Here is a 20,873-nt window from a genome sequence, read left to right as displayed (position 1 = left end):
CAGGCCGTGAGCCAATCTCATGGCCCGGTCTCATGGGGCGGTCCCTGGGGCGGTCCCTGGGGCTCGTCTCAGGTTTCGGCGATGGCCCGGCGTCGGCGCTCGCTGTAGAGCGCGTAGATGGTGGCGGCAGTCTCTTCCACCGAGCGGCGGGTGACGTCGATGAGGGGCCAGCCGTTGCGGGCGCACAGGCGCCGCGACAGGATGATCTCCTCGTTCACCGCCTCCCGGTCCACGTAGGACGCGCCCAGATCCGATGCATTGAGCCCCAGAAGCCGGTTCTGGCGGATTTCGACAATGCGCTCCGGGCTCGCCACCAGGCCGACCACAAGCGGCTTCTTCAGCTTCTCCACCCCCGGCGGCAGCGGCACGCTGGGCACCAGCGGGATGTTGGCGGTCTTGATGCCGCGATTGGCGAGATAGATGGAGGTGGGCGTCTTGGAGGTGCGCGACACGCCGAGCAGCACTACGTCGGCGCTTTCCAGGTCGTCCGTCATGTGCCCATCGTCGTGCATGACGGTGTAGTTCAGCGCGTCGATGCGCTTGAAATAATTGGCATCCAGCGAGTGCTGCCCGCCCACGCGCGGGGTCGGGCTGCCGCCGAGGTAGGACTGGAACAGCTGCACCACCGGCGCCAGCACCGACATGTAGGGCACGCCAAGTTCACGGCAGCGCTCCTTCAGCCGCTCGCGGATCTCCTTGTCCACCAGCGTGTAGAGCACGATGCCCGGGTTGTTCTCCACCTCGCTGAGCACCCGCTCCAGCTGCTTCATGGAGCGGATGAGCGGATAGACATGCTCGATGGGCAGCACGTTCGCATACTGCGCGCAGGCCGCCCGTCCCACATTGATGAGGGTCTCGCCCGTGGCATCGGAAACGAGGTGGAGATGGAAGAAACTCTCGCCGGGCGTTTTCAGAGTCACAATTATCCACCGCTCCTGTGGAACACTGTTGAAAAAGGCACGCCCGGTGCCGGGGTGCAAGTGCGGGCTCTGGATAACCCTGAAATCCATCCACACCCAACCCGTCCGGGATGGAATCCACCCCCACCCTGTGCGTCCATGTGGACAGCCGTCCGGGACCCCCGCGTTAATCCTTTGTTAACCGGCCTTTCGCCGGCTTCGCACCTGCGGCAAGTGCGCCTTCATGAACCGGCCTGCCTGTGGATCGGTTGTCGTCGGCCGATTACATCGTTAATCAACCGTTAAGACTCCAAAGACTCTCTCTCTTTAAATAAGATTCTATTAGATTGAAGGGACGGGATGAACCGCGCTCTCGAGACACGATCGCCATTCCTGCGGGTGCTCGACGGCACTCCTTTCGACCCACCGCCGCTCTGGATGATGCGGCAGGCGGGGCGCTATCTTCCGGAATATCGCGCGGTGCGGGCTGAGGCGGGCGACTTCCTCACTTTGTGCTACACGCCGAAGCTCGCCGCCGAGGTGACGCTCCAGCCCATCCGCCGCTATGGCTTTGACGCGGCCATCATCTTTTCGGACATCCTGGTGGTGCCCCACGCCCTGGGCGTCGGCCTCACCTTCGAGGCCGGCGAGGGTCCGCGGCTGACGCCGGTGACCGACAGCGAGGGCGTAGCCGCCCTCAAGGACCGGCTGGATCCCGACAAGGTGGAGCCGGTCTACGAGGCCATCGCCTCCGTGCGTGCCACCCTTCCGGCCGAAGTAGCGCTGATCGGCTTCTGCGGCGCGCCGTGGACGGTGGCCACCTACATGGTGGCGGGCCACGGCACTGACGATCAGGCGCCCGCCCGCATGCTGGCCCTGCGCGACGAAACCCTGTTCCAGAGCCTCATCGACCGGCTCGTGGAGGCTTCCATCGTCCATCTGGCGGGGCAGGTGGCGGCCGGCGCCGATGTGGTGCAGATCTTCGATACCTGGGCCGGTGTGCTCGATCCCTCGTCGTTCGAGCGCTGGTGTGCTGAACCACTGCGCCGTATCGTCGCGGGATTGAAGGCGCTGCACCCCCATGTGCGGGTCATTGCCTTCCCCAAGGGGGCGACGCTGGAGGCGCTGGAGCGGTTGGCCGATACCGGTATCAACGCCATCGGCCTCGATTGGTCGGCGGATCGGCAGGCGGCCCGGCGGCGTTTATCCGGCCGCGTGGCGCTGCAGGGCAATCTGGATCCGCTGCGCCTCATCGCCGGCGGCGCGGCGCTGGAGGATGAAGTGGCGCGCATCCGCGATGATTTTTCCGGCGTGCGGCACATCTTCAATCTCGGCCACGGCATCCGCCCCGAAACCCCGCTCGACCATGTGGAAAAGCTGGTGGAAGCGGTGCGCCGGGCGCGCTGATCAAACCAAGACCGGACCCGGATGGCTCACGATTTATATAGCTGGATCAAGGCTCTGCACGTCATCGCCGTCATCTCCTGGATGGCGGGGATGCTGTATCTGCCGCGCCTCATGGTCTATCACTGCGCCGCCGAGGCCGGCTCGGTGCAGTCCGAAACCTTTAAGGTGATGGAACGGCGGCTGTTGAAGGCCATCATCAACCCGGCCATGATTGTCACCTGGCTGGCGGGGCTTTATCTGGCCTATGCCGGCGGCTGGTATCTGGCCGGCTGGTTCCATGCCAAGTTCGCCCTGGTGCTGGTCCTGTCCGGCTTCCATGGGGCTTTGTCGCGCTGGGTGCGCGATTTCGCGCAGGACACCAATACCCGTCCGGCCCGTTTCTTCCGCATTGCCAACGAGGTGCCGACGCTGCTGATGGTCGGCATCGTCATTCTTGTGGTGGTCAAACCGTTTTGATGCATCCTTGATCGGAAGGAGGACTTGCGCCGCCTTCCGCACCCGCCTATCTTGGGGGTGCTTTCCTAAACGCAGGCGAACGCGCTTCCTTCAGTCCGGTGCTGTCATTAGCCCGGCCGGCGTGTCAGGCGGCAGGCTGCGTGCCCCGGCTTCCCCTGAAGACCTGCGACCCCGTCCCTCCCCCCGCCGGCCGTGCCTGATCTTTGCGATCGGCTTCGGCACACTCAAGATTCATCGAGGCTTTCCCTTATGCGGGAAGTGAAACTTCAAGACCTTAAGTCCAAGACCCCCGTCGAGCTCCTCGCCTTTGCCGAGGAGAGCCAGGTGGAGAACGCCAGCACCCTGCGCAAGCAGGAGCTCATGTTTGCCATTCTGAAGCAGCTGGCGGCCACCGAAACCGAGATCATTGGCGAAGGCGTCGTCGAGGTGCTCCAGGACGGCTTCGGCTTCCTGCGTTCCCCCGAGGCGAACTATCTGCCGGGACCGGACGACATCTATGTCTCCCCGTCCCAGATCCGGCGCTTCGGCCTGCGCACAGGCGATACGGTGGAAGGACAGATCCGTTCGCCGAAGGAAGGCGAGCGCTATTTCGCGCTTCTCAAGGTCAATACGATCAATTTCGAAGACCCCGAGAAGACGCGGCACAAGATCAACTTCGACAATCTGACGCCGCTCTATCCCGACGAGCGCCTCAAGCTGGAGCATGAGGAAACCGTCGGAAAGAAGGATTTCTCGCCGCGAATCATCGATATCGTGGCGCCCATCGGCAAGGGGCAGCGCGGCCTCATCGTGGCCCCGCCCCGCACCGGCAAGACGGTGCTGCTGCAGAACATCGCCAAATCCATCACCGCCAATCATCCCGAATGCTTCCTCATCGTGCTGCTCATCGACGAGCGGCCGGAAGAAGTCACGGACATGCAGCGCTCGGTGAAGGGCGAGGTGGTCTCCTCCACCTTCGACGAGCCGGCCACCCGCCATGTGCAGGTCGCCGAGATGGTGATCGAGAAGGCCAAGCGCCTGGTGGAGCACGGGCGCGATGTGGTGATCCTGCTGGATTCCATCACCCGCCTCGGCCGCGCCTACAATACGGTGGTGCCGTCCTCCGGGAAGGTGCTGACCGGCGGCGTGGACGCCAACGCCCTCCAGCGCCCCAAGCGCTTCTTTGGCGCGGCGCGCAATATCGAGGAAGGCGGCTCCCTCACCATCATCGCCACCGCGCTCATCGAGACCGGCTCGCGCATGGACGAGGTGATCTTCGAGGAGTTCAAGGGCACCGGTAACTCGGAAGTCATCCTCGACCGCAAGGTCTCCGACAAGCGCGTGTTCCCGGCCATCGACATCACCCGCTCGGGCACCCGCAAGGAAGAGCTCCTGGTGCCGGCCGACACGCTCAAGAAGATGTATGTGCTGCGCCGCATCCTCAATCCCATGGGCACGGTGGACGCCATTGAGTTCCTGCTCGACAAGCTGCGCCAGACCAAGACCAACGCGGACTTCTTCGATTCCATGAACACCTGAGGGCGCCTGCGTCCTCCATGGGTGATGAAGATGCAGCCGTCACGCCGTCCGGGCGTGGCGGCTGTGCCGTTTCGGGGGGCCTGAACAAAGCGCCAACAGGGCCGTTCGAGTGATTCGCTCCCCTTGTGTTCCGGTACTGTTCGCCTGTGGGCGCGGGGTTTGTCCCGATGCGGGACGGGCTTTTGGTTTGAAGATGGGCGGCTCCGACCGGACACGGCGCGAACCCTCTCCCGCGTGCGGGGGAGGGCAGGGTGGGGGGCAGGCCCTCTCCGCATTCCCTGCGCCAGCGGTGTTTGGTCCCAGCGTCTCTGCCCCCTCCACAACCCTCCCCCGCACGCGGGAGAGGGGGCTGACCGCTCTTGGTTTCGGAAAGCCGGAGAACAGACGCGCAACCGGCGGCCTTCCGCGATTCGCACGCGGTTCGTTCTGGCCGCGTTCTCCAGGGATGGGGGCTTGTGTCAATTCGGGACCTTTCCCGAGGCGCCCTTTCCGTTTCGCGCCCGACCTCCTATCTTCAAGGAAACGCGCGGCCCCACCCGCAGCTTTTCTTTTGAGGATTGAGCCATGTTCATTCAGACCGAAACCACGCCGAACCCGGCAACCCTCAAGTTCCTGCCCGGCCGTTCGGTGCTGGGGGAAGGCACTCTCGACCTGCGCTCCCACGACGATGCGGACCTCTCTCCCCTCGCCCAGCGCCTGTTCGATGTGCGCGGTGTGGCGGCTGTGTTCCTGGGATCGGATTTCGTGACCGTCACCAAGGCGGAGGCGGAGTGGCCGCAGATCAAGCCGGCCATCCTCGGTGCCATCATGGAACACTTCATGTCCGGCGCTCCGGTGCTGTCCGACGGTGTGAAACCCGAAGCCGCCGATGCTGACGAGTTCTACGAGGCGAAGGACGCCGAGATCGTCGCCACCATCAAGGAACTTCTGGACACGCGGGTGCGCCCGGCGGTGGCCAATGACGGCGGCGACATCACCTTCCGCGGCTTCAAGGATGGTATCGTGTTCCTGAACATGAAGGGCTCGTGCTCCGGTTGCCCGTCGTCCACGGCTACGCTGAAGAACGGTATCGAGAACCTTCTCAAGCACTTCGTGCCGGAGGTCAGCGAGGTTCAGGCGGTATGAGGGTCAATCGCCATTAACCTTTCTGTAAGGTGAGCCTTCAGGGTCGCTTCCCCTCGCCGCGGTTTAGGTTGATCGTGACGAGGAGTGGGGCACCCGGTTTCATGTTTGTTTTAGCCATAGATACGGCGCTCGCCGCTTGCTCCGCCGCGGTGCTCGACACCGAGACGGACAGCATTGTCGCGGGCGATTCGCTGCTCATGGAGCGCGGCCACGCCGAGACGCTGATCCCGCTCGTCGAGCAGGTGATGGCGGCGGCGGGCCTTGATTTTGAACACCTTGGGCGCATCGCCGTCACCATCGGGCCCGGCAGCTTCACTGGCCTGCGGGTGGGCCTTTCAGCGGCGCGCGGCTTCGGGCTCACCTCCAACCGGCCGGTGGTGGGGGTGACGACGCTGGCTGCGCTGGCCGCCCCCTATCTCGCCCAGGACGATGCGGTTCCCGTGGTCACTGCCATCGACGCCCGGCATGGCCACGTCTTCCTGCAGATGTTCGGCGTTGGCGCTCGCACCCTGATCGCCCCGCGCGTCACCAGCGTGCGGGAGGCGGCGCGCTCGGTGGCCATCGGGGCGGTGCGCGTCGTGGGCTCGGGCGCGGCCTTGGTGGCGGAGGCCTGGCCGCCAGCCGAGCAACCGCCTTTGCTGGTGGACGAAACCCCCGCCCCGGACGTGGCTTGGGTGGCGAGGCTCGGCGCCGTTGCCGATCCGGAAGCCGCCGAGCCTCGCCCGCTCTATCTGCGCTCGCCCGACGCCAAGCCGCAGGACAAGGCGCGCGTCGCCCGTCGATGATCGGCCTTTTCGAACGCTTCTTCCCGCCCCGCCCGCCGCTGCTGCGCGACGCGGTGGCGGCCGACGTGCCGCATCTGGCCGCCCTCCACGCCCGCGCCTTCGCCCGCGGCTGGGGAACGGACGAGTTCGAGCGCCTGTTGTCCGACCGGGCAGTCCGTGCCCATGTGGCGACTCCGGGTCCCCGTCGGCCGCCCATGGGTTTCATCCTGTCCCACGTGGTGCCACCGGAAGCCGAGGTGCTCACCGTCGCCGTGGTTACGGATCGCCGCCGCCGGGGCATCGGCCGGGCGCTGGTGTCCCACCATCTGGCACGACTTGCGGTCGAGGGGGTCTCCACCTCGTTCCTGGAGGTGGAGGAGGGCAATCTCGCGGCGCGCACTCTTTATGAGCGCCTCGGCTATCGCGAGGTGGGGCGCCGGCGAGGCTATTATGCCGGTGGCGCGGACGCCCTGCTGCTGCGGCGGGATTTTTGAGGCGCATCCGCCCCCTTGCAGGGATCGGGCCGGGGGGCGATAAGGCGTCTGTCCCGTTGGATCGCGGAGGTCCCGCTTGAGCGGCAGCAACATGAGCGTCATCGAGGAAGCGTGCCTGGCCAAGGGCATGAGGATGACGGAGCAGCGCCGGATCATCGCCCGCGTGCTTTCCGGCGCGCAGGACCATCCTGACGTTGAGGAACTGCACCGCCGCGCCGTCGCCATCGACGACAACATCTCCATCTCCACCGTCTATCGCACGGTGAAGATGCTGGAGGATGCCGGCATCATCGAGCGCCACGATTTCGGCGACGGCCGCGCCCGCTACGAGCAGATGCCGGACGAGCACCACGACCATCTCATCGACCTGAGATCGGGCCACGTGATTGAATTCCGCTCGGAGGAGATCGAGGCCTTGCAGGAGGCGATCGCCCGCCGCCTCGGCTTCAAGCTGCGCGGCCATCGCCTCGAGCTCTATGCCGTCCCCCTCGATGAGGACGAAAAATCGTGACGCCTGCTCCCGCGCCGGCGAAGGAGCCCACCCGGCTCCCCCTCGAATTCGGCGGGCTGGAACCCTTGGGGCCAGAGCAGCCGGGAGTGTCGCGCTTTCTCGATCGTGTGAGAGCGGCAGCAGTGCTGGTTCCGGTGGCCGTGGTGACGGCGGTCGGCATCCCGCTGCAATGGCTTTCGCTCAAGCTCTCCCTGCCCACGCGCCGTAGCATCCCGCAGCTCTACCATCGCATCCTGCTCAAGCTGATCGGGGTGCGGGTGAAGGTGATTGGCGCGCCGGCGGCGGGTCGGCCGCTGCTGATCCTCGCCAACCATTCATCCTGGATCGATATCTTGGTGATCGGGTCGATCACGCCGCTGGTCTTCGTGGCGAAGAGCGAGGTGGGGCGCTGGCCGCTGATCGGGCTTCTGGCAAAGTTCCAGCGCACTGTTTTCGTGGATCGCCAGCGCCGGCATGCCACCGGCGAAGTCAACCGCACCATCGCCGAACGCCTGCAGGACGGCGACCCCGTGGTGCTGTTCGCCGAGGGCACATCCAGCGACGGCAACCGGGTGTTGCCGTTCCGGACTGCGCTGGTGGGCGCGGTGCGCGAAGCCATCGCCGATGGTGCCGAGGTGACGGTGCAGCCCCTCGCTGTGTCCTATGTGCGCCTTCAGGGCTTGCCCATGGGGCGGCTCCACCGTCATGTCGCTGCCTGGTATGGCGACATGGATCTGGTGCCGCACCTGCTGGAGGTGCTGCGCCACGGCTCCATCGACGTGGAGGTCTCCTTCGGCGAGCCGGTGCAGCTCGACGAGGCCCATGATCGCAAGAGCGTTACCCGCCAGTGTGAGGAGGCGGTGCGGCTCATGAGCGTCGAGGCCCTCACCGGCCGGCCGCCGGAGACGGGCGAGGCCGCATCCCACGCGCCTGCCGTTCTCGTGTCCCCCGTGCCGTGACCACGCCGCCATGACCACCCTTGCCGCACTGGGCTTCGGCTATTGCGTTCGTCATCTGGTGGCGCGAGAGCCCACGGCCTTTTCCCGTGTGGTCGGCACGGCCCGGACTGCGGAGCGCCTTGCCGATCTGCCGGCCGGGGTCTTGCCCTTCCTGTTTGATGGCGAGAGCCTGTCCACCCTGCTCGCCGAGGCCCTCGCCGCCACCGACCTGATCATCGCCTCGGCGCCGCCTGATGTGCAGGGCGACCCGATTCTGCGCTGCGCCGGCAAGGTGCTGGAGGCAGGACGGCTCAGCCAGGTGGTCTATCTCACCACTCTCGGCGTCTATGGCGACCACGGCGGAGGCTGGGTGGACGAAACGACACCCCCGCGCGCCGGCAGCCCGCGGCTGGAGCGGCGGCTCGGGGCGGAGCAGGAGTGGTTCGCCTTCGGACAGAGGCGCGGTATTCCGGTCTCGGTGCTGCGCCTGGCGGGCATCTATGGTCCCGGCCGCAATGCGCTCGACCAGCTCAGGGCCGGGCAGGCGCGGCGCATCGACAAGCCGGGCCAGGTGTTCAACCGCATCCATGTGGAGGACATCGCCCGCACCATCTCAGCGGCGGTGGCGAAGCGCTTCGACGGCATCCTCAACGTCACTGATGATCTGCCCGCCCCGCCCGGCGATCCCATCGCCTATGCGGCCGGGCTGCTCGGCCTGCCAGCGCCGGCAGCCATCCCGTTTGATGAAGCGGCACGGGACATGAGCCCCATGGCGTTGACTTTCTGGGCCGCCAACAAGCGCGTGGCCAACCATAGGCTCAAGGACGAGCTGGGGGTGAGCCTCGCCTATCCCACGTATCGCGATGGGCTCACGGCGCTTCACGGTGCGGGCGCCTGAGGGTTTCGGCGCACGCTGAGCAGATCTGGTCTAAAGCCGCTCGAATGTCAGGTAGGTTGGATTGCGCCCCTCCTCCAGAGCCTTTGCCTCATAGCGGGTGCCGGGCCAGTGCGGATAGGGTTGGCGCCAGTCGTCGGCCCGCTCGGCGGTCCAGCGGAAGGCGCCGTGGTTGCGCACGGTAGCCAGGGTCCAGCCCACATAATGGGGCACGTCGGACGCGAAGCGAAATACGCCGCCCGGCCGGATGGCGCGGGCGAGACGGTCCAGATTGTCCGGCCGGACGAACCGGCGCTTCCAGTGGCGGCGCTTGGGCCAGGGGTCGGGATAGAACAGGTCGGCGCCGTCAAGACTCGCCTCGGGCAGGCGATCCAGCAGCAAAGCCGCGTCCTCGCCGAACAGGCGGATGTTGGAAAGTCCGGCCTTCTCCAGGTCCACCAGCATCCGCGCCATGCCGTTCACGAACGGCTCGGCGCCGATGAAGCCCATGTCGGGCCGGCGCGCGGCGTGGGAGATGAGATGCTCGCCGCCGCCGAAGCCGATCTCCAGCCACAGGCCACTGATGTCGTGGGGGAACAGGGCGGCCGGCGTTCGCGCCTCTTCGAGGGCGAAGCGCCATGTGGGCAGGAGGCGCACCATGGCGTCCTGCTGGGCGCCACGCAGCGACTTGCCGATGCGCCGGCCGTAGAAGGCGCCGTGACGTTCCGTCTCTTCGATCATGTGGTGCATATCATCAAGGATCCCGAAAGATGCGCCGGCATCCGGGATCCCTTCACGCCGTCACCGGGCCGCCCGTCCGGCCGCCCGCGCCGCAGGTGCGGGCGGCCGGACGGGGGCTGCTGTGCGTCAGGCCACTGCGGACTTGAGCGCGTCCACGAGGTCGATCTTCTCCCAGGAGAAGCCGCCATCCGCTTCCGGCGCGCGGCCGAAATGACCATAGGCCGAGGTGCGGGCATAGATGGGCTTGGTGAGGCCCAGATGCTCGCGAATGCCGCGGGGACGCAGGTTCATCACCTCCCGCAGCACGGTCTCGAGCTTGGCCTCGTCCACCTTGCCGGTACCGTGCAGGTCTACATAGACCGCCAGCGGATCGGAGACGCCGATGGCGTAGGCCAGCTGGATGGTGGCACGGTCGGCGAGGCCGGCCGCCACCACGTTCTTGGCCAGGTAGCGCGCGGCATAGGCGGCCGAGCGGTCCACCTTGGTGGGATCCTTGCCGGAGAAGGCGCCGCCGCCATGGGGCGCCGCGCCGCCGTAGGTGTCCACGATGATCTTGCGCCCGGTGAGGCCGCAATCGCCATCCGGCCCGCCGATCACGAACTTGCCCGTGGGATTCACGTGCCAGACCGTGTCCTTGGAAATCCAGCCCTCGGGCAGGGTGGCGCTGATATAGGGTTCGACGATGGACTTCACGTCGTGGGACGAGAGGTTCTCGTCCAGATGCTGGGTGGACAGCACGATCTGGGTGACGCCCACCGGCTTGCCGTCCTCGTAGCGGACGGTAACCTGGCTCTTGGCGTCGGGGCCGAGGGCGTGGGTCTCGCCGGAGTGGCGCGCTTCCGCCAGGGTCTTCAGGATCTTGTGCGCGTAATAGATGGGGGCGGGCATCAGCTCCGGCGTCTCGCGCACGGCGTAGCCGAACATGATGCCCTGGTCGCCGGCGCCCTCGTCCTTGTTGCCGGCAATGTCCACGCCCTGGGCGATATCGGCGGATTGGGCGTGCAGCAGGACGTCGATGTCCGCGGTCTCCCAGTGGAAGCCTTCCTGCTCATAGCCGATGGATTTGATGGCGAGGCGGGCAGCGTGGGACAGTAGGTCGCGGGTAATGGAGGAGGGGCCGCGCGTCTCGCCCGCAATCACCACCTTGTTGGTGGTGGCGAGGGTCTCGCAGGCAACTCGAACCTGACTCGGATCCCAGCCTTCGGTTTCGGCCGTCCGGAAGAAGGTGTCGACCACCTCGTCGGAAATGCGGTCGCAGACCTTGTCGGGATGGCCTTCGGAAACCGACTCACTGGTGAACAGATAGGACTGACGCGCCATGTCTCCGAACCCTCTTGCGCCCGCGCCGCGTTGCGGTCTCTTCTTGTGGCAACGCGGCAGCGAGCGGTCAAGGTCGGTTGCACGAAATCGTTCGTCAAAACGAACGGTTCAGGCGGGCGTTTCGGCTTCGCCGGCGATGGCGATGACCAGTTCAACGATCCGCCGGCGGATCTTCGGGTCGGTGATGCGCATGAAGTTGCGGGTCAACGTCAGCCCGTCCGAAGTCGCGAGGAAGTCGGAGACGTAGGCGGGTGACTGGTCTTCAGAGAAGCCTTCTCCTTCGGGACCGAAGGCCGGCGCGCCCTCGAAGAAGAACGCCACGGGCACCCCGAGCACGGTCGAGATCTGCTGAAGGCGGCTCGCACCTATGCGATTTGTACCTTTTTCATATTTCTGAATCTGCTGGAACGTAATCCCCAGATGCTCGCCCAGTTTCTCCTGACTCATGCTGACCATCATCCGCCGCATGCGGACGCGCGAGCCAACGTGCTTATCAATAGGGTTCGGCGCCTTCTTGGCCATGGTCTCTCCGGCTATGTCGGAAAAGATTAATCATTACTTCGCGGTGCGAAGGCTGCCCTGATTGCCGGGGAACATAGGCATACAATCTACGAGCGTCGATCAACCCTTGCGTGTAATGCAACCGTTTTAAGGCGCCAATGCCAGCGCGAGCGCGGCCATAAGCAGACCGGCAAGGACTGCAGGGTTGAAACGTCCCGCTACCGGAACTGTTTCCAAGGGTCGCGGCAAAGGACCGTCGATGAGGCCTGTTTCCCCAAGTTGCGTACCTGCGACAATACGACCCATGGGATCAATGATGGCCGAGATGCCCGTATTGGCTGCACGCACCAGGGGAAGACCCTCTTCGATGGCACGCAAGCGAGCCTGCACAAAGTGCTGGTGAGGTCCGGGGGTTGTCCCAAACCAGGCATCGTTGGTGAGGTTCAGGAGCCAGGTTGGGCGCGGACCGGCCGGAATTACCTTTCCAGAAAAGATAACCTCATAACATACCAGCGGCGCAGCGAGACCGGCCCCGGGGACTTCGAGCCCGGCAAGGGTGCGGCCGGACGAGAAGCCGCCCCTCACCCGCGTCAATTGCTCGATGCCGATGGATTCGAGGAATGACTGGAACGGCAGGTATTCCCCGAAGGGGACAAGATGAACCTTGTCGGCATTGCGTAACACTCGGCCTTTCGCGTCGATGACACGAATCGCATTCAAGAACGGCGAATGCTGGCCGGGCGGGGGCAGGTCCACGCGCACCGCCCCGGTCACCAGGGTCACGTTGGGTGGCAACGTGGCGGCGATGTCTTCCGCCGCCCACGGCTCGCGCTCATAGATGAACGGGAAGGCGGATTCCGGCCAGATCAGCAGGGTCACGTCGGCCAGGCCCGCAGGATAGGTGGAGCTCGGGCGGGCGCTCAGGGCCAGGTAATCGGCCAGGATTTCGCGCCGACGGTCATAGGCGAACTTCTTGTCCTGCGGCAGGTTGGGCTGCATCACCCGCAGATGCACGCCCGGCACCACCTGGAGAGGCGTGGTGGCGAGCCGCCAGCTTCCCCAGCCCGCCGCACCGGCCAGCAGCAGCGCCGCACAGCCCACGGCGGCGAGGTTGCGCCGGCCCGGCGTCAGGAGCAGCACCGGGCTCGACAGCAATAGCAGGGCGAAGAAGGTGAGGCCCCAGATGCCCACCAGTGCGGCACTCTGCATCAGCAGGTCCGATTGCGCGAAGGCATAGCCGAAGGTGTTCCAGGGAAAGCCGGTCAGCACATGGCCGCGCAGCCATTCCGACACGGTCAGGCCGAAGGCGAGGGCGAACAGCCGCCTGCCCCCCTTCGACCATGCCAGCCGCGCCAGCACGGCGCCCAGCGCCGTGAACAGGGCGAGCCCCATGGGCATGGCCAGCACCGCGAAGGGCAGCAGCCAGCCGAACACGTCCGCCTCCACCAGGAAGGCGTCGCCGATCCACCACAGGGAGGCGAGGAAATAGCCGAAGCCGAACCACCAGCCGACACCGGCCGCGCCCCACAGGCGACGCTTCAGCCCGCCGCGGCAGCCGTCGATGAGCAGCACGAGCACGCCGAAGCTGAGCGCCAGCACTGGCCACAGACCGAACGGCGGCATGGCGAGAGCGCCGATGGCGCCGGCAACGAAAGCGACGCCACGTCGGCGCCATCCGGAGAGGAAGCGCAGCGCGAGAAGGCGCCCGCGCAGCCGCGCGGCCGGGGAGGAGGCTGGGAGCACGCGGCTGCGCTACAGGTCGGATGCGCTGGATTCGGTGGCATGCACCGGCGTATTCTCCCGCGGCGGAATGACACGCAGCTTCTTGACCCGACGCGGATCCGCCTCCAGCACCTCCACCTCGAAGCCGCCGGGCAGGGCGATCACTTCCCCCTGCTTCGGTACCCGCGAGGCCACCATGACCAGGAGGCCGCCCAGGCTGTCCACCTCTTCCATGGCCTCCTCCGAGGCGAAGGCGGGGCCGAGCACTTCCACCGCGGCTTCCAGCGGCGTGCGGGCATCGGCGAGGAAGCTGCCGTCCGGCTGGCGGATGAGCAGGGTCTCGGCCGCCTCGTCGTGCTCGTCCTCGATCTCGCCGACGATCTCCTCCACCACGTCCTCGATGGAGACGAGGCCGTCCGTGCCGCCATATTCGTCGATGACGAGGGCAAGATGGGTGCGCGCCGCCTGCATGGCGACCAGGAGGTCCACCGCCGGCATGGAGGGCGGCACATAGAGGATGCGGCGGATGAGCCCGGCATCCTCCAGCGAACCGTCGAGATTGACCGCGCCGAGGTCGAGCTTGTTGTCCGGCTGGCTGGTCAGGTCGCCGGCGAGGAAGGCGATGAGGTCGCGGATGTGGACCATGCCCACGGGGTCGTCCAGCGTGTCGTCATAGACCACAAGGCGCGAATGGCCGACGCCGACGAACAGCTTCAGCAGTTCGCCAAGCGAGACATCCTTGCGCACGGCGACGATCTCGGCGCGGGGCACCATGATGTCGCCGATGCCCACCTCCTTGAGGTGGAGGATGTTGCGCAGCATCTTGCGCTCGGAGGGGGTGAATTCCCCTTCCTCCTCGGGTGCTTCCGCCGCGTCCAGCACCTCCACGAGGTCGGTGCGGAGCGAGCCGTGCGGGCGGAACGTGCCGAGGAGGGCACGCAATCGATCGAGAAAACTTTGCGGTTCCGCGCTGGTCTCGGTCGTCGGCTGGTCGATGTTGGACATGGTCAGTTCTTCGCCATGGAACGTCAGTCCTGTGGCAGGGCATAGGGATCGTCGATCCCGAGCCCCGCGAGGATCCGCCGTTCCAGCGCCTCCATTTCCTCTGCTTCGGTTTCGTCTATGTGGTCGTAGCCCAGAAGGTGCAGCGTGCCGTGCACCACCAGATGGGCGAGGTGGTGCCCGGCGGTCTTGTCTTCGGCCTGGGCTTCGCCGGTGAGGGTTTCCAGCGCGACGATGATGTCACCCAGGGGCTGGGGCGCGTCCACGTCGTCGGGGAGGTCCGGCTGGGGGAAGGACAGCACGTTGGTGGCCTTGTCCTTGCCGCGCCATTCCCGGTTCAGCACGCGGATGCGCGCGTCGTCGGTGAGGGTGATGGCGACCTCGCAGGGCTCCGGCACCTCGTCACCGCAGGCCGTGAGTGCCGCTTGCGCAGCCCGCATGCAGATGGCTTCGGCGTCGGGCACGGCGGACCAGCCGTCCGCCTCCACCAGCACGTCGATGGCGACGGGGTCCTCCTCTGGGGGGACGCTCGTGGCGACAAGCTTCAGGGCGGCCATGGCTCAGGCTCCGGCCTTGCCGAGGCGGGCGGAGGCAGCCTCAAGCTTGGCCGCGTCGAGCTTCTCGTAGGCCGAGACGATGCGCCCGACCATCTCGTGGCGCACCACGTCCTCGGCCTTGAAGACGCACACGCCCACCCCCTCGATGCCCTCCAGCAGCCGCACCGCCTCGGCAAGGCCGGAGATCTGGCCCTGGGGCAGGTCGGTCTGGCTGGCGTCGCCGGTGACGATCATGTGCGAGTTCTCGCCCAGGCGGGTGAGGAACATCTTCATCTGCATGGATGTGGCGTTCTGCGCCTCGTCCAGGATCACCGCGGCGTTGGACAGGGTGCGTCCGCGCATGAAGGCGAGCGGGGCGATCTCGATCTCGCCCGATTGCAGCGCCCGCTCCACGAAGGGGCGGTCCATGAGGTCATAGAGGGCGTCGTAGATGGGGCGCAGGTAGGGGTCCACCTTGTCCTTCATGTCGCCCGGCAGGAAGCCGAGCCGCTCGCCCGCCTCCACCGCCGGCCGCGACAGGATGATGCGGTCCACCATGCGCCGCTCCAGCAGGTGCACCGCATAGGCCACGGCGAGCCAGGTCTTGCCGGTGCCGGCGGGACCTGAGCCGAACACGAGGGTGTGGCGCTTAAGCGCCCGGATATAGGCGTCCTGCGCGGCGGTGCGCGCCCGCACCGGGCGGCGGCGCAGCTGGATCTCGTCGAAGGACTGGCGGTTCTCGGCCGGATCGAAATCGAACAGCGAGCCCTGCGAGGTGACCTCGCGGATGGCCCCGTCCACGTCGCCCTGGCTGATGTCTCGGCCCTTGCGCAGGGCCTCGTAGAGGTGCTCCAGAACGGCGCGGGCCTGCTCGCAGGCATCGCGCGCGCCTTCCAGGGTCACATGGTTGCCGCGCGAATCCGCCTTAACCCCGAGCTTGCGCTCGATGACGGCCAGGTTGCGCCCGTAATGGCCGAACAGCAGGGTGGCGAGCCGGTTGTCGTCGAAGGCCAGCACCACATGGGCGGGGCTTTCGTCTTCGGTGCTCGCCCAGGGTGGCGTCACCGCCGCGCGGGCGGGGCCGGGGGGCGGCAAGGTGCGTTCCAGGGAACGCTCCGAGGCGCGTTCAAGGGGACGGTCGCGGTCGCTGCCGGATCTGCGCAAGCTCAAGCCTCCATGGCCGCAAGCGGCCGGGATCGGGCGGAAGAAGCTGGGGACTGGGAAACGGAAGGCTCGTTCGCCGCCGCCGGAACACCCGCGAGGCTGTTGGGGCCCACGTCGGTGATTGTCACGGTGAGGAGGTCGCCGATGGCGGCGGGGGGGTCGTTTACCACCACGCTTTGCAGGTAGGGCGAGCGGCCGATGAGCTGGCCGGTCTGGCGGCCGGGCTTTTCCAGCAGGATGTCGAAGGTGCGGCCGCGGCAGCTCTCGTCAAAAGCGGCCTTGGAAGCTTCCAGCAGCCGCTGCAGTTCGGCGAGGCGCTCGGCCTTCGCCCCCTCCGGCACCTGCGCCTCATGGTCGGCGGCCGGGGTACCGGGGCGGGGGCTGTATTTGAAGGAATAGGCGCTGGCAAAGCCCACCCGGCGCACCAGGTCGAGGGTATCCTCGAAGTCCTTATCGCTCTCGCCGGGGAAGCCGACAATGAAATCGGATGACAGGGCCATGTCCGGCCGCGCCTGGCGCATCTTCTCGATGATGGCGAAGAAGTCGTCCCGGCCATGCTTGCGGTTCATGGCGGCGAGGATGCGGTCGGAGCCCGACTGCACCGGCAGGTGCAGGTAGGGCATTAACTGGGGCAGGTCGCGGTGGGCGGCGATGAGGTCGTCGTCCATGTCGCGGGGGTGGGAGGTGGTGTAGCGCAGCCGGGCGAGGCCGTTGAGGCCGGCCATGCGCTCCATGAGCCGGGCGAGGCTCCATGTCGTGCCGTCCGGCCCTTCGCCATGGAAGGCGTTGACGTTCTGGCCGATGAGGCTGATCTCGCGGACCCCCTGGTCCACCAGCCGCGCCGCTTCGTCCATGATCTTGGACACCGGGCGGGAGACTTCCGCGCCGCGGGTATAGGGCACCACGCAGAAGGTGCAGAACTTGTCGCAGCCTTCCTGCACGGTGACGAAGGCCGCCGGCCCGCGTGAGCGGGTGGCCGCCCGCGTCGGGGCGGGCAGGTGGTCGAACTTGTCCTCGGCCGGAAATTCGGTGTCCACCACCCGCTTGCCGACCTTGGCCTCGGCCAAAAGCTCGGGCAGCCGATGGTAGCTCTGGGGGCCGACCACGAGGTCCACCACCGGCGCGCGGCGCATGATCTCGGCGCCTTCGGCCTGGGCGACGCAGCCGGCCACCGCGATCATGGTGTCGGAGCCAGCCTCCTGCTTCTGCTTACGCAGGCGGCCCAGCTCCGAATAGACCTTTTCGGCGGCCTTCTCGCGGATATGGCAGGTGTTGAGGATGACCAGATCGGCCTCGGCCGGGTCCTGCGTCTCCACGAAGCCCTCGCGTGCCAGCGTGTCCGCCATACGATGGGAATCGTACACGTTCATCTGGCAGCCGAATGACTTCACATAAAGCTTGCGGGGCTCGTGCATGTTGCCTGTTCTGTCGCCGTCGATCATCGCGCGTGGGCGCGACGCGATCGTGACGCCAGCTCTTGTCGCCCCCTTCATGGTTCGTGAGGTGGCAATCCTACCGGCAAACGCGCCGCTTGGAAACAGCGCCCTCGCCAACTGCGCCAGAACTTAGAGCGCTTGCACCGACGCGGCGTCCCATTCCGCCCGCACGGCCGCGTCCTGCTCGTGCACCAGCGCCACACTGGCGTGGATGATGATGGTATCTTGATCAGCCAGCCGACTCAGCGCCCACACCGCCGCCCCGCGCACCATCGCCGAGCCATCGCCGAGTCGCGCCTCCACCTGGGGCAGCAGGCTCGGGTCGGCAGAATTTCCGATGGCCACCAGTACGTTGCGGATAAAACGCTCGCGCCCCACCCGTTTGATGGGGCTTTTCGGGAAGCGGGCACGGAAGGCAGGGTCGTCCAGCCCAACGAGCTCGGCCAGGGGCGGTGCGTCATTCTCCGCCCGCGCCGCGAGCTTCATGTCCCGCCCAAGCTCGGCGAACTTGTTCCACGGGCAGGCGGCGAGGCAATCGTCGCAGCCGTAGATACGGTTGCCCATGAGGGGGCGCAGCTCGCGCGGGATCGGCCCCTTGTGCTCGATGGTGAGATAGGAGACGCAGCGCCGCGCATCGATGACGTAAGGGGCGGGAAAGGCCGCCGTGGGGCAGGCATCGAGGCAGGCGCGGCAGGAGCCGCAATGGTCCTGCTCCGGCGCGGACGGCTTCAGCTCCAGCGTGGTAGCGATGGCGCCGAGGAACAGCCAGGAGCCGAAATCCCGCGAGACGAGATTGGTGTGCCGGCCCTGCCAGCCGAGCCCCGCCGCCGCCGCCAGCGGCTTCTCCATGAGCGGGGCGGTATCCACGAACACTTTCACGTCGCCCTCAAGACCGCGCCGCTGCGCCTCGGCCAGCAGGGCGCGGGCGACGCGCTTCAGCTTGGGCTTGATGATGTCGTGGTAGTCCTCCGCCCGCGCATAGACGGAGATGGCGCCGGCCGATCGGTGGGCCAGCACCTTACGCGGGTCCTCCGCCGGGCCGTAATTCAGCCCCAGCATGAGGACGGAGCGCATGGCCGGCCACAGCACGGCGGGATCGGCCCGGCGCTCCAGCGTCTCGGCCATCCAGCCCATGTCGCCATGGGCGCCGCCGGCGACCCACTCTTTCAGCCGGGCACCGGCCTGAGGGATGGCATCGGCCCGGGCGATGCCGATGGTGTCGAAGCCTTCCGAACGGGCGAGGCCGGCGATGACCTCCTCAAGGGGGGCGCCGGCCGCTTCGCTCAGAAGTCGAGGTCCGCGTAGGTCTTGGAGGGCGGCATGCCCGGGATGCTCTCGGTCAAAAGGGCGCGGAAGGTCGGGCGCGACTTGATCCGCGCGTACCAGTCCCTCGCGTGATCGTCCTCGTCCCACGGCACGTCGCCCAGATAGTCGGCCACCGAGAGATGGGCTGCGGCGGCAAGGTCGGCCTGGCTCAGCTTCTCCCCGGCGAGCCATTTGCGCGCCTTTGCCAGCCAGCCAATATATTTCAGATGATAGCGCAGATTGCTGCGGCCCATGCGCAGGGACGTGGCATCGGGCGAGCCTCCACCCTGCTCACGCGTCATGTAGCGCTTGTGGATGCGCTCGCGCACCAACGGTTCGGTGGCCTCCACATACATCTTCTCGTTGAACCAGGCGGTGAGCCGACGCACCTCCACCCGCGCCGCCGGGGAATCCGGCAGCAGGCGATGGTCGCCGAGGGCAAGGCCGCGGGTCTCGTCGAGCCATTCGGCGATGATGCTGGCGCCGGGCACCGAAGCGGCCATTTCCTCAACGATCACCGGCGTCTCGCCAGATGGGTTGAGGGCCAGGAAGCCGGGCCGGCGCTCCCACACCCGCTCCTCGACGAGCTCCGGTTCGAGCCCGTATTCGGAGAGCAGGAGGCGGACAAACCGGGAATGCGGGCAAAACGGATGGTGATGCAGATACATGATGCAATTTTCGCCGGGGGTCAGGTGGGGAGAAGGCCAGTCACCGGCTTCCACCAGTTTTAGAGTGCGATTCTTTCCGATTGGTTCCACCGCAGTGCAGCATTTCGCCCTGGGCGTGATGCGGCCCATGGACGGGCGAAACAGGGTTAACAAAATGCTAAGACGATCCGGGCGGCGGGCGCAGATTTCGCTGAAAATTCAAGGCACATGTCTTGCCGCTGCGGCAATCTTCCCTGTGGCGGGCGCGCCACATGCCGTGAGGAAATGACGCGGCGGCACCATGCGCGGCGCCTCCGGTCACGGACGCGCGATTGCACCTGCGAAGGGGACGGAACAGGATGCGCCATCTTCACCCGCCTTCCGGATGACCTCACTCATGACCCTCGGCGCCATGCTCGAAGCCCTCGTTCTCGGCCTTGTGGAGGGCCTGACGGAATTCATTCCCGTCTCCTCCACCGCCCACATCCTGCTCCTGGGGCATTTCCTGAGGTTCGAGAGCGCCGGCCACACCTTCGAGGTGCTGATCCAGCTCGGCGCGGTGCTCGCCATCCTCACCGTCTATTTCCAGCGCTTCCTCAAGGTCGCCCAGCAGCTGCCCACCAATCCGGGCGCGCGGCGCTTCGTGATCGGCATCCTCGTCGCCTTCCTGCCGGCGGCGGTCATCGGGGCGGCGGCCCACGGCTTCATCAAGAGCGTGCTGTTCGAGACGCCGGCCCTGATCTGCGTGACGCTGATCCTCGGCGGCATCGTGCTTTTGTTCATCGACAAGGTGGTGCCGGAGCCGCGCTACAACAACGCCATGGGCTTGCCGCTTCTGCTGGCGCTGAAGATCGGCTTCTTCCAGTGCCTGGCCATGATCCCCGGCATGTCGCGCTCGGGCTCCACCATCGTCGGCGCCATGCTGATGGGCGTGGACAAGAGGGCGGCGGCGGAATTCTCGTTCTTCCTCGCCCTGCCCACCATGGCCGGGGCGTTCGCCTACGACCTGTTCAAGAACCGCAACAACCTCTCCTTTGACGATGGCCTGCTGATCGTCATCGGCTTCATCGCCGCCTTCTGCGCGGCGGTGCTGGTGGTGCGGACCCTGCTCGATTTCGTCGCCAAGCACGGCTACGCGCCGTTCGGCTGGTGGCGCATCATCGTCGGTGTCGCCGGGCTCATCGGCCTCGCCCTGGTGGGCTGAGGAAGGCTCTCCCCTAACGGAAGAGGCATCGCCGCTCAGAAATCGGAGGCGATGCCCCCCACTTCCCAATCGCCGTAGCGCACCGGCTCGGGTCCGGTGCGGCCGTTGATTTCCTTCGGCCGCGCCTTGGCGGCCTCATCGATGGCGGCGCGGCGGGCCTCGGCCTCGGCGAGCGCGCGTTTCGCGGCCTCGCTCAAGGGCTTGCACGGCTGCTCTGGGGTTTCATCGGACATCTTCCGGTCTCCTGTGCTGTCGCGGCGGGGGTGCCCGCCGTGCCCGTCGTCCGGCCCATGCCTGGGTCATCCTTGCACCTGAAGCGCAAAGCATGGT

Annotated in this window: 22 protein-coding genes; 10 read left to right on the top strand and 12 right to left on the bottom strand. The window is 66.6% G+C overall.

The genetic code is table 11. The annotated features are described in order from the left end of the window. Positions 1–68 precede the first annotated feature (68 nt). On the bottom strand, positions 69–920 hold the full coding sequence (locus tag FBQ73_RS17345) for a pyruvate, water dikinase regulatory protein (protein WP_138400734.1): 852 nt from the start codon (positions 918–920) through the stop codon (positions 69–71). Positions 921–1,259: 339 nt separating this feature from the next. Between FBQ73_RS17345 and hemE the strand changes: the two genes are divergently transcribed. The 9 genes from hemE (at position 1,260) to FBQ73_RS17300 (ending at position 8,989) form a co-directional block, all read left to right on the top strand. After that, entirely contained in the window at positions 1,260–2,306 is a 1,047-nt protein-coding gene (gene hemE, locus FBQ73_RS17340) for a uroporphyrinogen decarboxylase (RefSeq protein WP_210236805.1), read from the top strand. 21 nt (positions 2,307–2,327) lie between these two features. Continuing rightward, positions 2,328–2,762 (top strand): protoporphyrinogen oxidase HemJ, encoded by a 435-nt coding sequence (gene hemJ / locus FBQ73_RS17335; RefSeq protein ID WP_138400733.1) that lies wholly within the window; start codon positions 2,328–2,330, stop codon positions 2,760–2,762. Positions 2,763–3,011: 249 nt separating this feature from the next. Next, the gene (gene rho / locus FBQ73_RS17330; protein WP_012113847.1) at positions 3,012–4,280 is read left to right on the top strand and encodes a transcription termination factor Rho; all 1,269 of its coding nucleotides are present in this window, start codon (positions 3,012–3,014) and stop codon (positions 4,278–4,280) included. 564 nt (positions 4,281–4,844) lie between these two features. Next, positions 4,845–5,405 (top strand): NifU family protein, encoded by a 561-nt coding sequence (locus FBQ73_RS17325; RefSeq protein WP_138400732.1) that lies wholly within the window; start codon positions 4,845–4,847, stop codon positions 5,403–5,405. A gap of 101 nt (positions 5,406–5,506) precedes the next feature. Continuing rightward, entirely contained in the window at positions 5,507–6,190 is a 684-nt protein-coding gene (tsaB, locus tag FBQ73_RS17320) for a tRNA (adenosine(37)-N6)-threonylcarbamoyltransferase complex dimerization subunit type 1 TsaB (protein ID WP_138400731.1), read from the top strand. After that, positions 6,187–6,663 (top strand): GNAT family N-acetyltransferase, encoded by a 477-nt coding sequence (locus FBQ73_RS17315; protein ID WP_138400730.1) that lies wholly within the window; start codon positions 6,187–6,189, stop codon positions 6,661–6,663. Before tsaB ends, FBQ73_RS17315 begins: the two co-directional genes overlap by 4 nt. Positions 6,664–6,754: 91 nt before the next feature. After that, on the top strand, positions 6,755–7,174 hold the full coding sequence (locus FBQ73_RS17310) for a Fur family transcriptional regulator (protein WP_138400826.1): 420 nt from the start codon (positions 6,755–6,757) through the stop codon (positions 7,172–7,174). Then, complete coding sequence (locus FBQ73_RS17305; protein ID WP_246089752.1) at positions 7,171–8,112, top strand: lysophospholipid acyltransferase family protein; 942 nt, start codon at positions 7,171–7,173, stop codon at positions 8,110–8,112. The genes FBQ73_RS17310 and FBQ73_RS17305 overlap by 4 nt, the downstream gene beginning before the upstream one ends. Positions 8,113–8,122: 10 nt before the next feature. Next, complete coding sequence (locus tag FBQ73_RS17300) at positions 8,123–8,989, top strand: NAD-dependent epimerase/dehydratase family protein (RefSeq protein ID WP_138400729.1); 867 nt, start codon at positions 8,123–8,125, stop codon at positions 8,987–8,989. A gap of 30 nt (positions 8,990–9,019) precedes the next feature. On the opposite strand, the gene trmB is transcribed toward FBQ73_RS17300, so the two are convergent. From trmB to FBQ73_RS17250, 10 genes are all read right to left on the bottom strand, one after another. After that, a complete protein-coding gene (gene trmB / locus FBQ73_RS17295; protein WP_138400728.1) occupies positions 9,020–9,715 on the bottom strand; it encodes a tRNA (guanine(46)-N(7))-methyltransferase TrmB in 696 nt (231 codons plus the stop codon). Positions 9,716–9,832: 117 nt separating this feature from the next. Continuing rightward, complete coding sequence (gene metK, locus FBQ73_RS17290) at positions 9,833–11,026, bottom strand: methionine adenosyltransferase (RefSeq protein WP_138400727.1); 1,194 nt, start codon at positions 11,024–11,026, stop codon at positions 9,833–9,835. Between the two features lie 108 nt (positions 11,027–11,134). Further along, complete coding sequence (locus FBQ73_RS17285) at positions 11,135–11,548, bottom strand: helix-turn-helix domain-containing protein (RefSeq protein WP_138400726.1); 414 nt, start codon at positions 11,546–11,548, stop codon at positions 11,135–11,137. A 126-nt stretch (positions 11,549–11,674) separates the two neighbouring features. Next, complete coding sequence (gene lnt / locus FBQ73_RS17280) at positions 11,675–13,240, bottom strand: apolipoprotein N-acyltransferase (protein ID WP_392567239.1); 1,566 nt, start codon at positions 13,238–13,240, stop codon at positions 11,675–11,677. A 39-nt stretch (positions 13,241–13,279) separates the two neighbouring features. Then, a complete protein-coding gene (locus tag FBQ73_RS17275) occupies positions 13,280–14,254 on the bottom strand; it encodes a hemolysin family protein (protein ID WP_138400724.1) in 975 nt (324 codons plus the stop codon). A 23-nt stretch (positions 14,255–14,277) separates the two neighbouring features. Next, entirely contained in the window at positions 14,278–14,808 is a 531-nt protein-coding gene (gene ybeY / locus FBQ73_RS17270) for an rRNA maturation RNase YbeY (protein WP_138400723.1), read from the bottom strand. A gap of 3 nt (positions 14,809–14,811) precedes the next feature. Then, on the bottom strand, positions 14,812–15,852 hold the full coding sequence (locus FBQ73_RS17265; RefSeq protein WP_138400824.1) for a PhoH family protein: 1,041 nt from the start codon (positions 15,850–15,852) through the stop codon (positions 14,812–14,814). Between the two features lie 101 nt (positions 15,853–15,953). Continuing rightward, a complete protein-coding gene (miaB, locus tag FBQ73_RS17260) occupies positions 15,954–17,366 on the bottom strand; it encodes a tRNA (N6-isopentenyl adenosine(37)-C2)-methylthiotransferase MiaB (RefSeq protein WP_138400722.1) in 1,413 nt (470 codons plus the stop codon). Positions 17,367–17,516: 150 nt separating this feature from the next. After that, positions 17,517–18,674, bottom strand: coding sequence for a tRNA epoxyqueuosine(34) reductase QueG (gene queG, locus FBQ73_RS17255; RefSeq protein WP_138400823.1), 1,158 nt, complete (start codon positions 18,672–18,674; stop codon positions 17,517–17,519). Next, positions 18,671–19,360 carry a glutathione S-transferase family protein gene (locus tag FBQ73_RS17250; protein ID WP_138400721.1) on the bottom strand — a complete coding sequence of 230 codons (690 nt, stop codon included), beginning with the start codon at positions 19,358–19,360 and terminating at the stop codon, positions 18,671–18,673. The genes queG and FBQ73_RS17250 overlap by 4 nt, the downstream gene beginning before the upstream one ends. A gap of 376 nt (positions 19,361–19,736) precedes the next feature. On the opposite strand from FBQ73_RS17250, the gene FBQ73_RS17245 reads away from it, so the two are divergent. Next, a complete protein-coding gene (locus tag FBQ73_RS17245; protein ID WP_138400720.1) occupies positions 19,737–20,543 on the top strand; it encodes an undecaprenyl-diphosphate phosphatase in 807 nt (268 codons plus the stop codon). A gap of 35 nt (positions 20,544–20,578) precedes the next feature. Here the strand turns inward: FBQ73_RS17245 and FBQ73_RS17240 are convergent, their stop codons facing one another. Next, entirely contained in the window at positions 20,579–20,776 is a 198-nt protein-coding gene (locus tag FBQ73_RS17240; protein WP_138400719.1) for a DUF1674 domain-containing protein, read from the bottom strand. Positions 20,777–20,873 lie beyond the last annotated feature (97 nt).

This window comes from Xanthobacter autotrophicus, from assembly GCF_005871085.1.
Taxonomy (GTDB): domain Bacteria; phylum Pseudomonadota; class Alphaproteobacteria; order Rhizobiales; family Xanthobacteraceae; genus Xanthobacter; species Xanthobacter autotrophicus.
Note: the sequence above shows the minus strand (reverse complement) of the source record. Positions and strands in the feature narration are given on the sequence as shown.

Excerpts from the sequence above, each read along its gene's own strand:
- hemE (WP_210236805.1), top strand. The coding sequence starts at position 1,260 with ATGAACCGCGCTCTCGAGACACGATCGCCATTCCTGCGGGTGCTCGAC.
- hemJ (WP_138400733.1), top strand. The coding sequence starts at position 2,328 with ATGGCTCACGATTTATATAGCTGGATCAAGGCTCTGCACGTCATCGCC.
- rho (WP_012113847.1), top strand. The coding sequence starts at position 3,012 with ATGCGGGAAGTGAAACTTCAAGACCTTAAGTCCAAGACCCCCGTCGAG.
- FBQ73_RS17325 (WP_138400732.1), top strand. The coding sequence starts at position 4,845 with ATGTTCATTCAGACCGAAACCACGCCGAACCCGGCAACCCTCAAGTTC.
- tsaB (WP_138400731.1), top strand. The coding sequence starts at position 5,507 with ATGTTTGTTTTAGCCATAGATACGGCGCTCGCCGCTTGCTCCGCCGCG.
- FBQ73_RS17315 (WP_138400730.1), top strand. The coding sequence starts at position 6,187 with ATGATCGGCCTTTTCGAACGCTTCTTCCCGCCCCGCCCGCCGCTGCTG.
- FBQ73_RS17310 (WP_138400826.1), top strand. The coding sequence starts at position 6,755 with ATGAGCGTCATCGAGGAAGCGTGCCTGGCCAAGGGCATGAGGATGACG.
- FBQ73_RS17300 (WP_138400729.1), top strand. The coding sequence starts at position 8,123 with ATGACCACCCTTGCCGCACTGGGCTTCGGCTATTGCGTTCGTCATCTG.
- trmB (WP_138400728.1), bottom strand. The coding sequence starts at position 9,715 with ATGCACCACATGATCGAAGAGACGGAACGTCACGGCGCCTTCTACGGC.
- metK (WP_138400727.1), bottom strand. The coding sequence starts at position 11,026 with ATGGCGCGTCAGTCCTATCTGTTCACCAGTGAGTCGGTTTCCGAAGGC.
- FBQ73_RS17285 (WP_138400726.1), bottom strand. The coding sequence starts at position 11,548 with ATGGCCAAGAAGGCGCCGAACCCTATTGATAAGCACGTTGGCTCGCGC.
- FBQ73_RS17275 (WP_138400724.1), bottom strand. The coding sequence starts at position 14,254 with ATGTCCAACATCGACCAGCCGACGACCGAGACCAGCGCGGAACCGCAA.
- ybeY (WP_138400723.1), bottom strand. The coding sequence starts at position 14,808 with ATGGCCGCCCTGAAGCTTGTCGCCACGAGCGTCCCCCCAGAGGAGGAC.
- miaB (WP_138400722.1), bottom strand. The coding sequence starts at position 17,366 with ATGCACGAGCCCCGCAAGCTTTATGTGAAGTCATTCGGCTGCCAGATG.
- FBQ73_RS17250 (WP_138400721.1), bottom strand. The coding sequence starts at position 19,360 with ATGTATCTGCATCACCATCCGTTTTGCCCGCATTCCCGGTTTGTCCGC.
- FBQ73_RS17245 (WP_138400720.1), top strand. The coding sequence starts at position 19,737 with ATGACCCTCGGCGCCATGCTCGAAGCCCTCGTTCTCGGCCTTGTGGAG.
- FBQ73_RS17240 (WP_138400719.1), bottom strand. The coding sequence starts at position 20,776 with ATGTCCGATGAAACCCCAGAGCAGCCGTGCAAGCCCTTGAGCGAGGCC.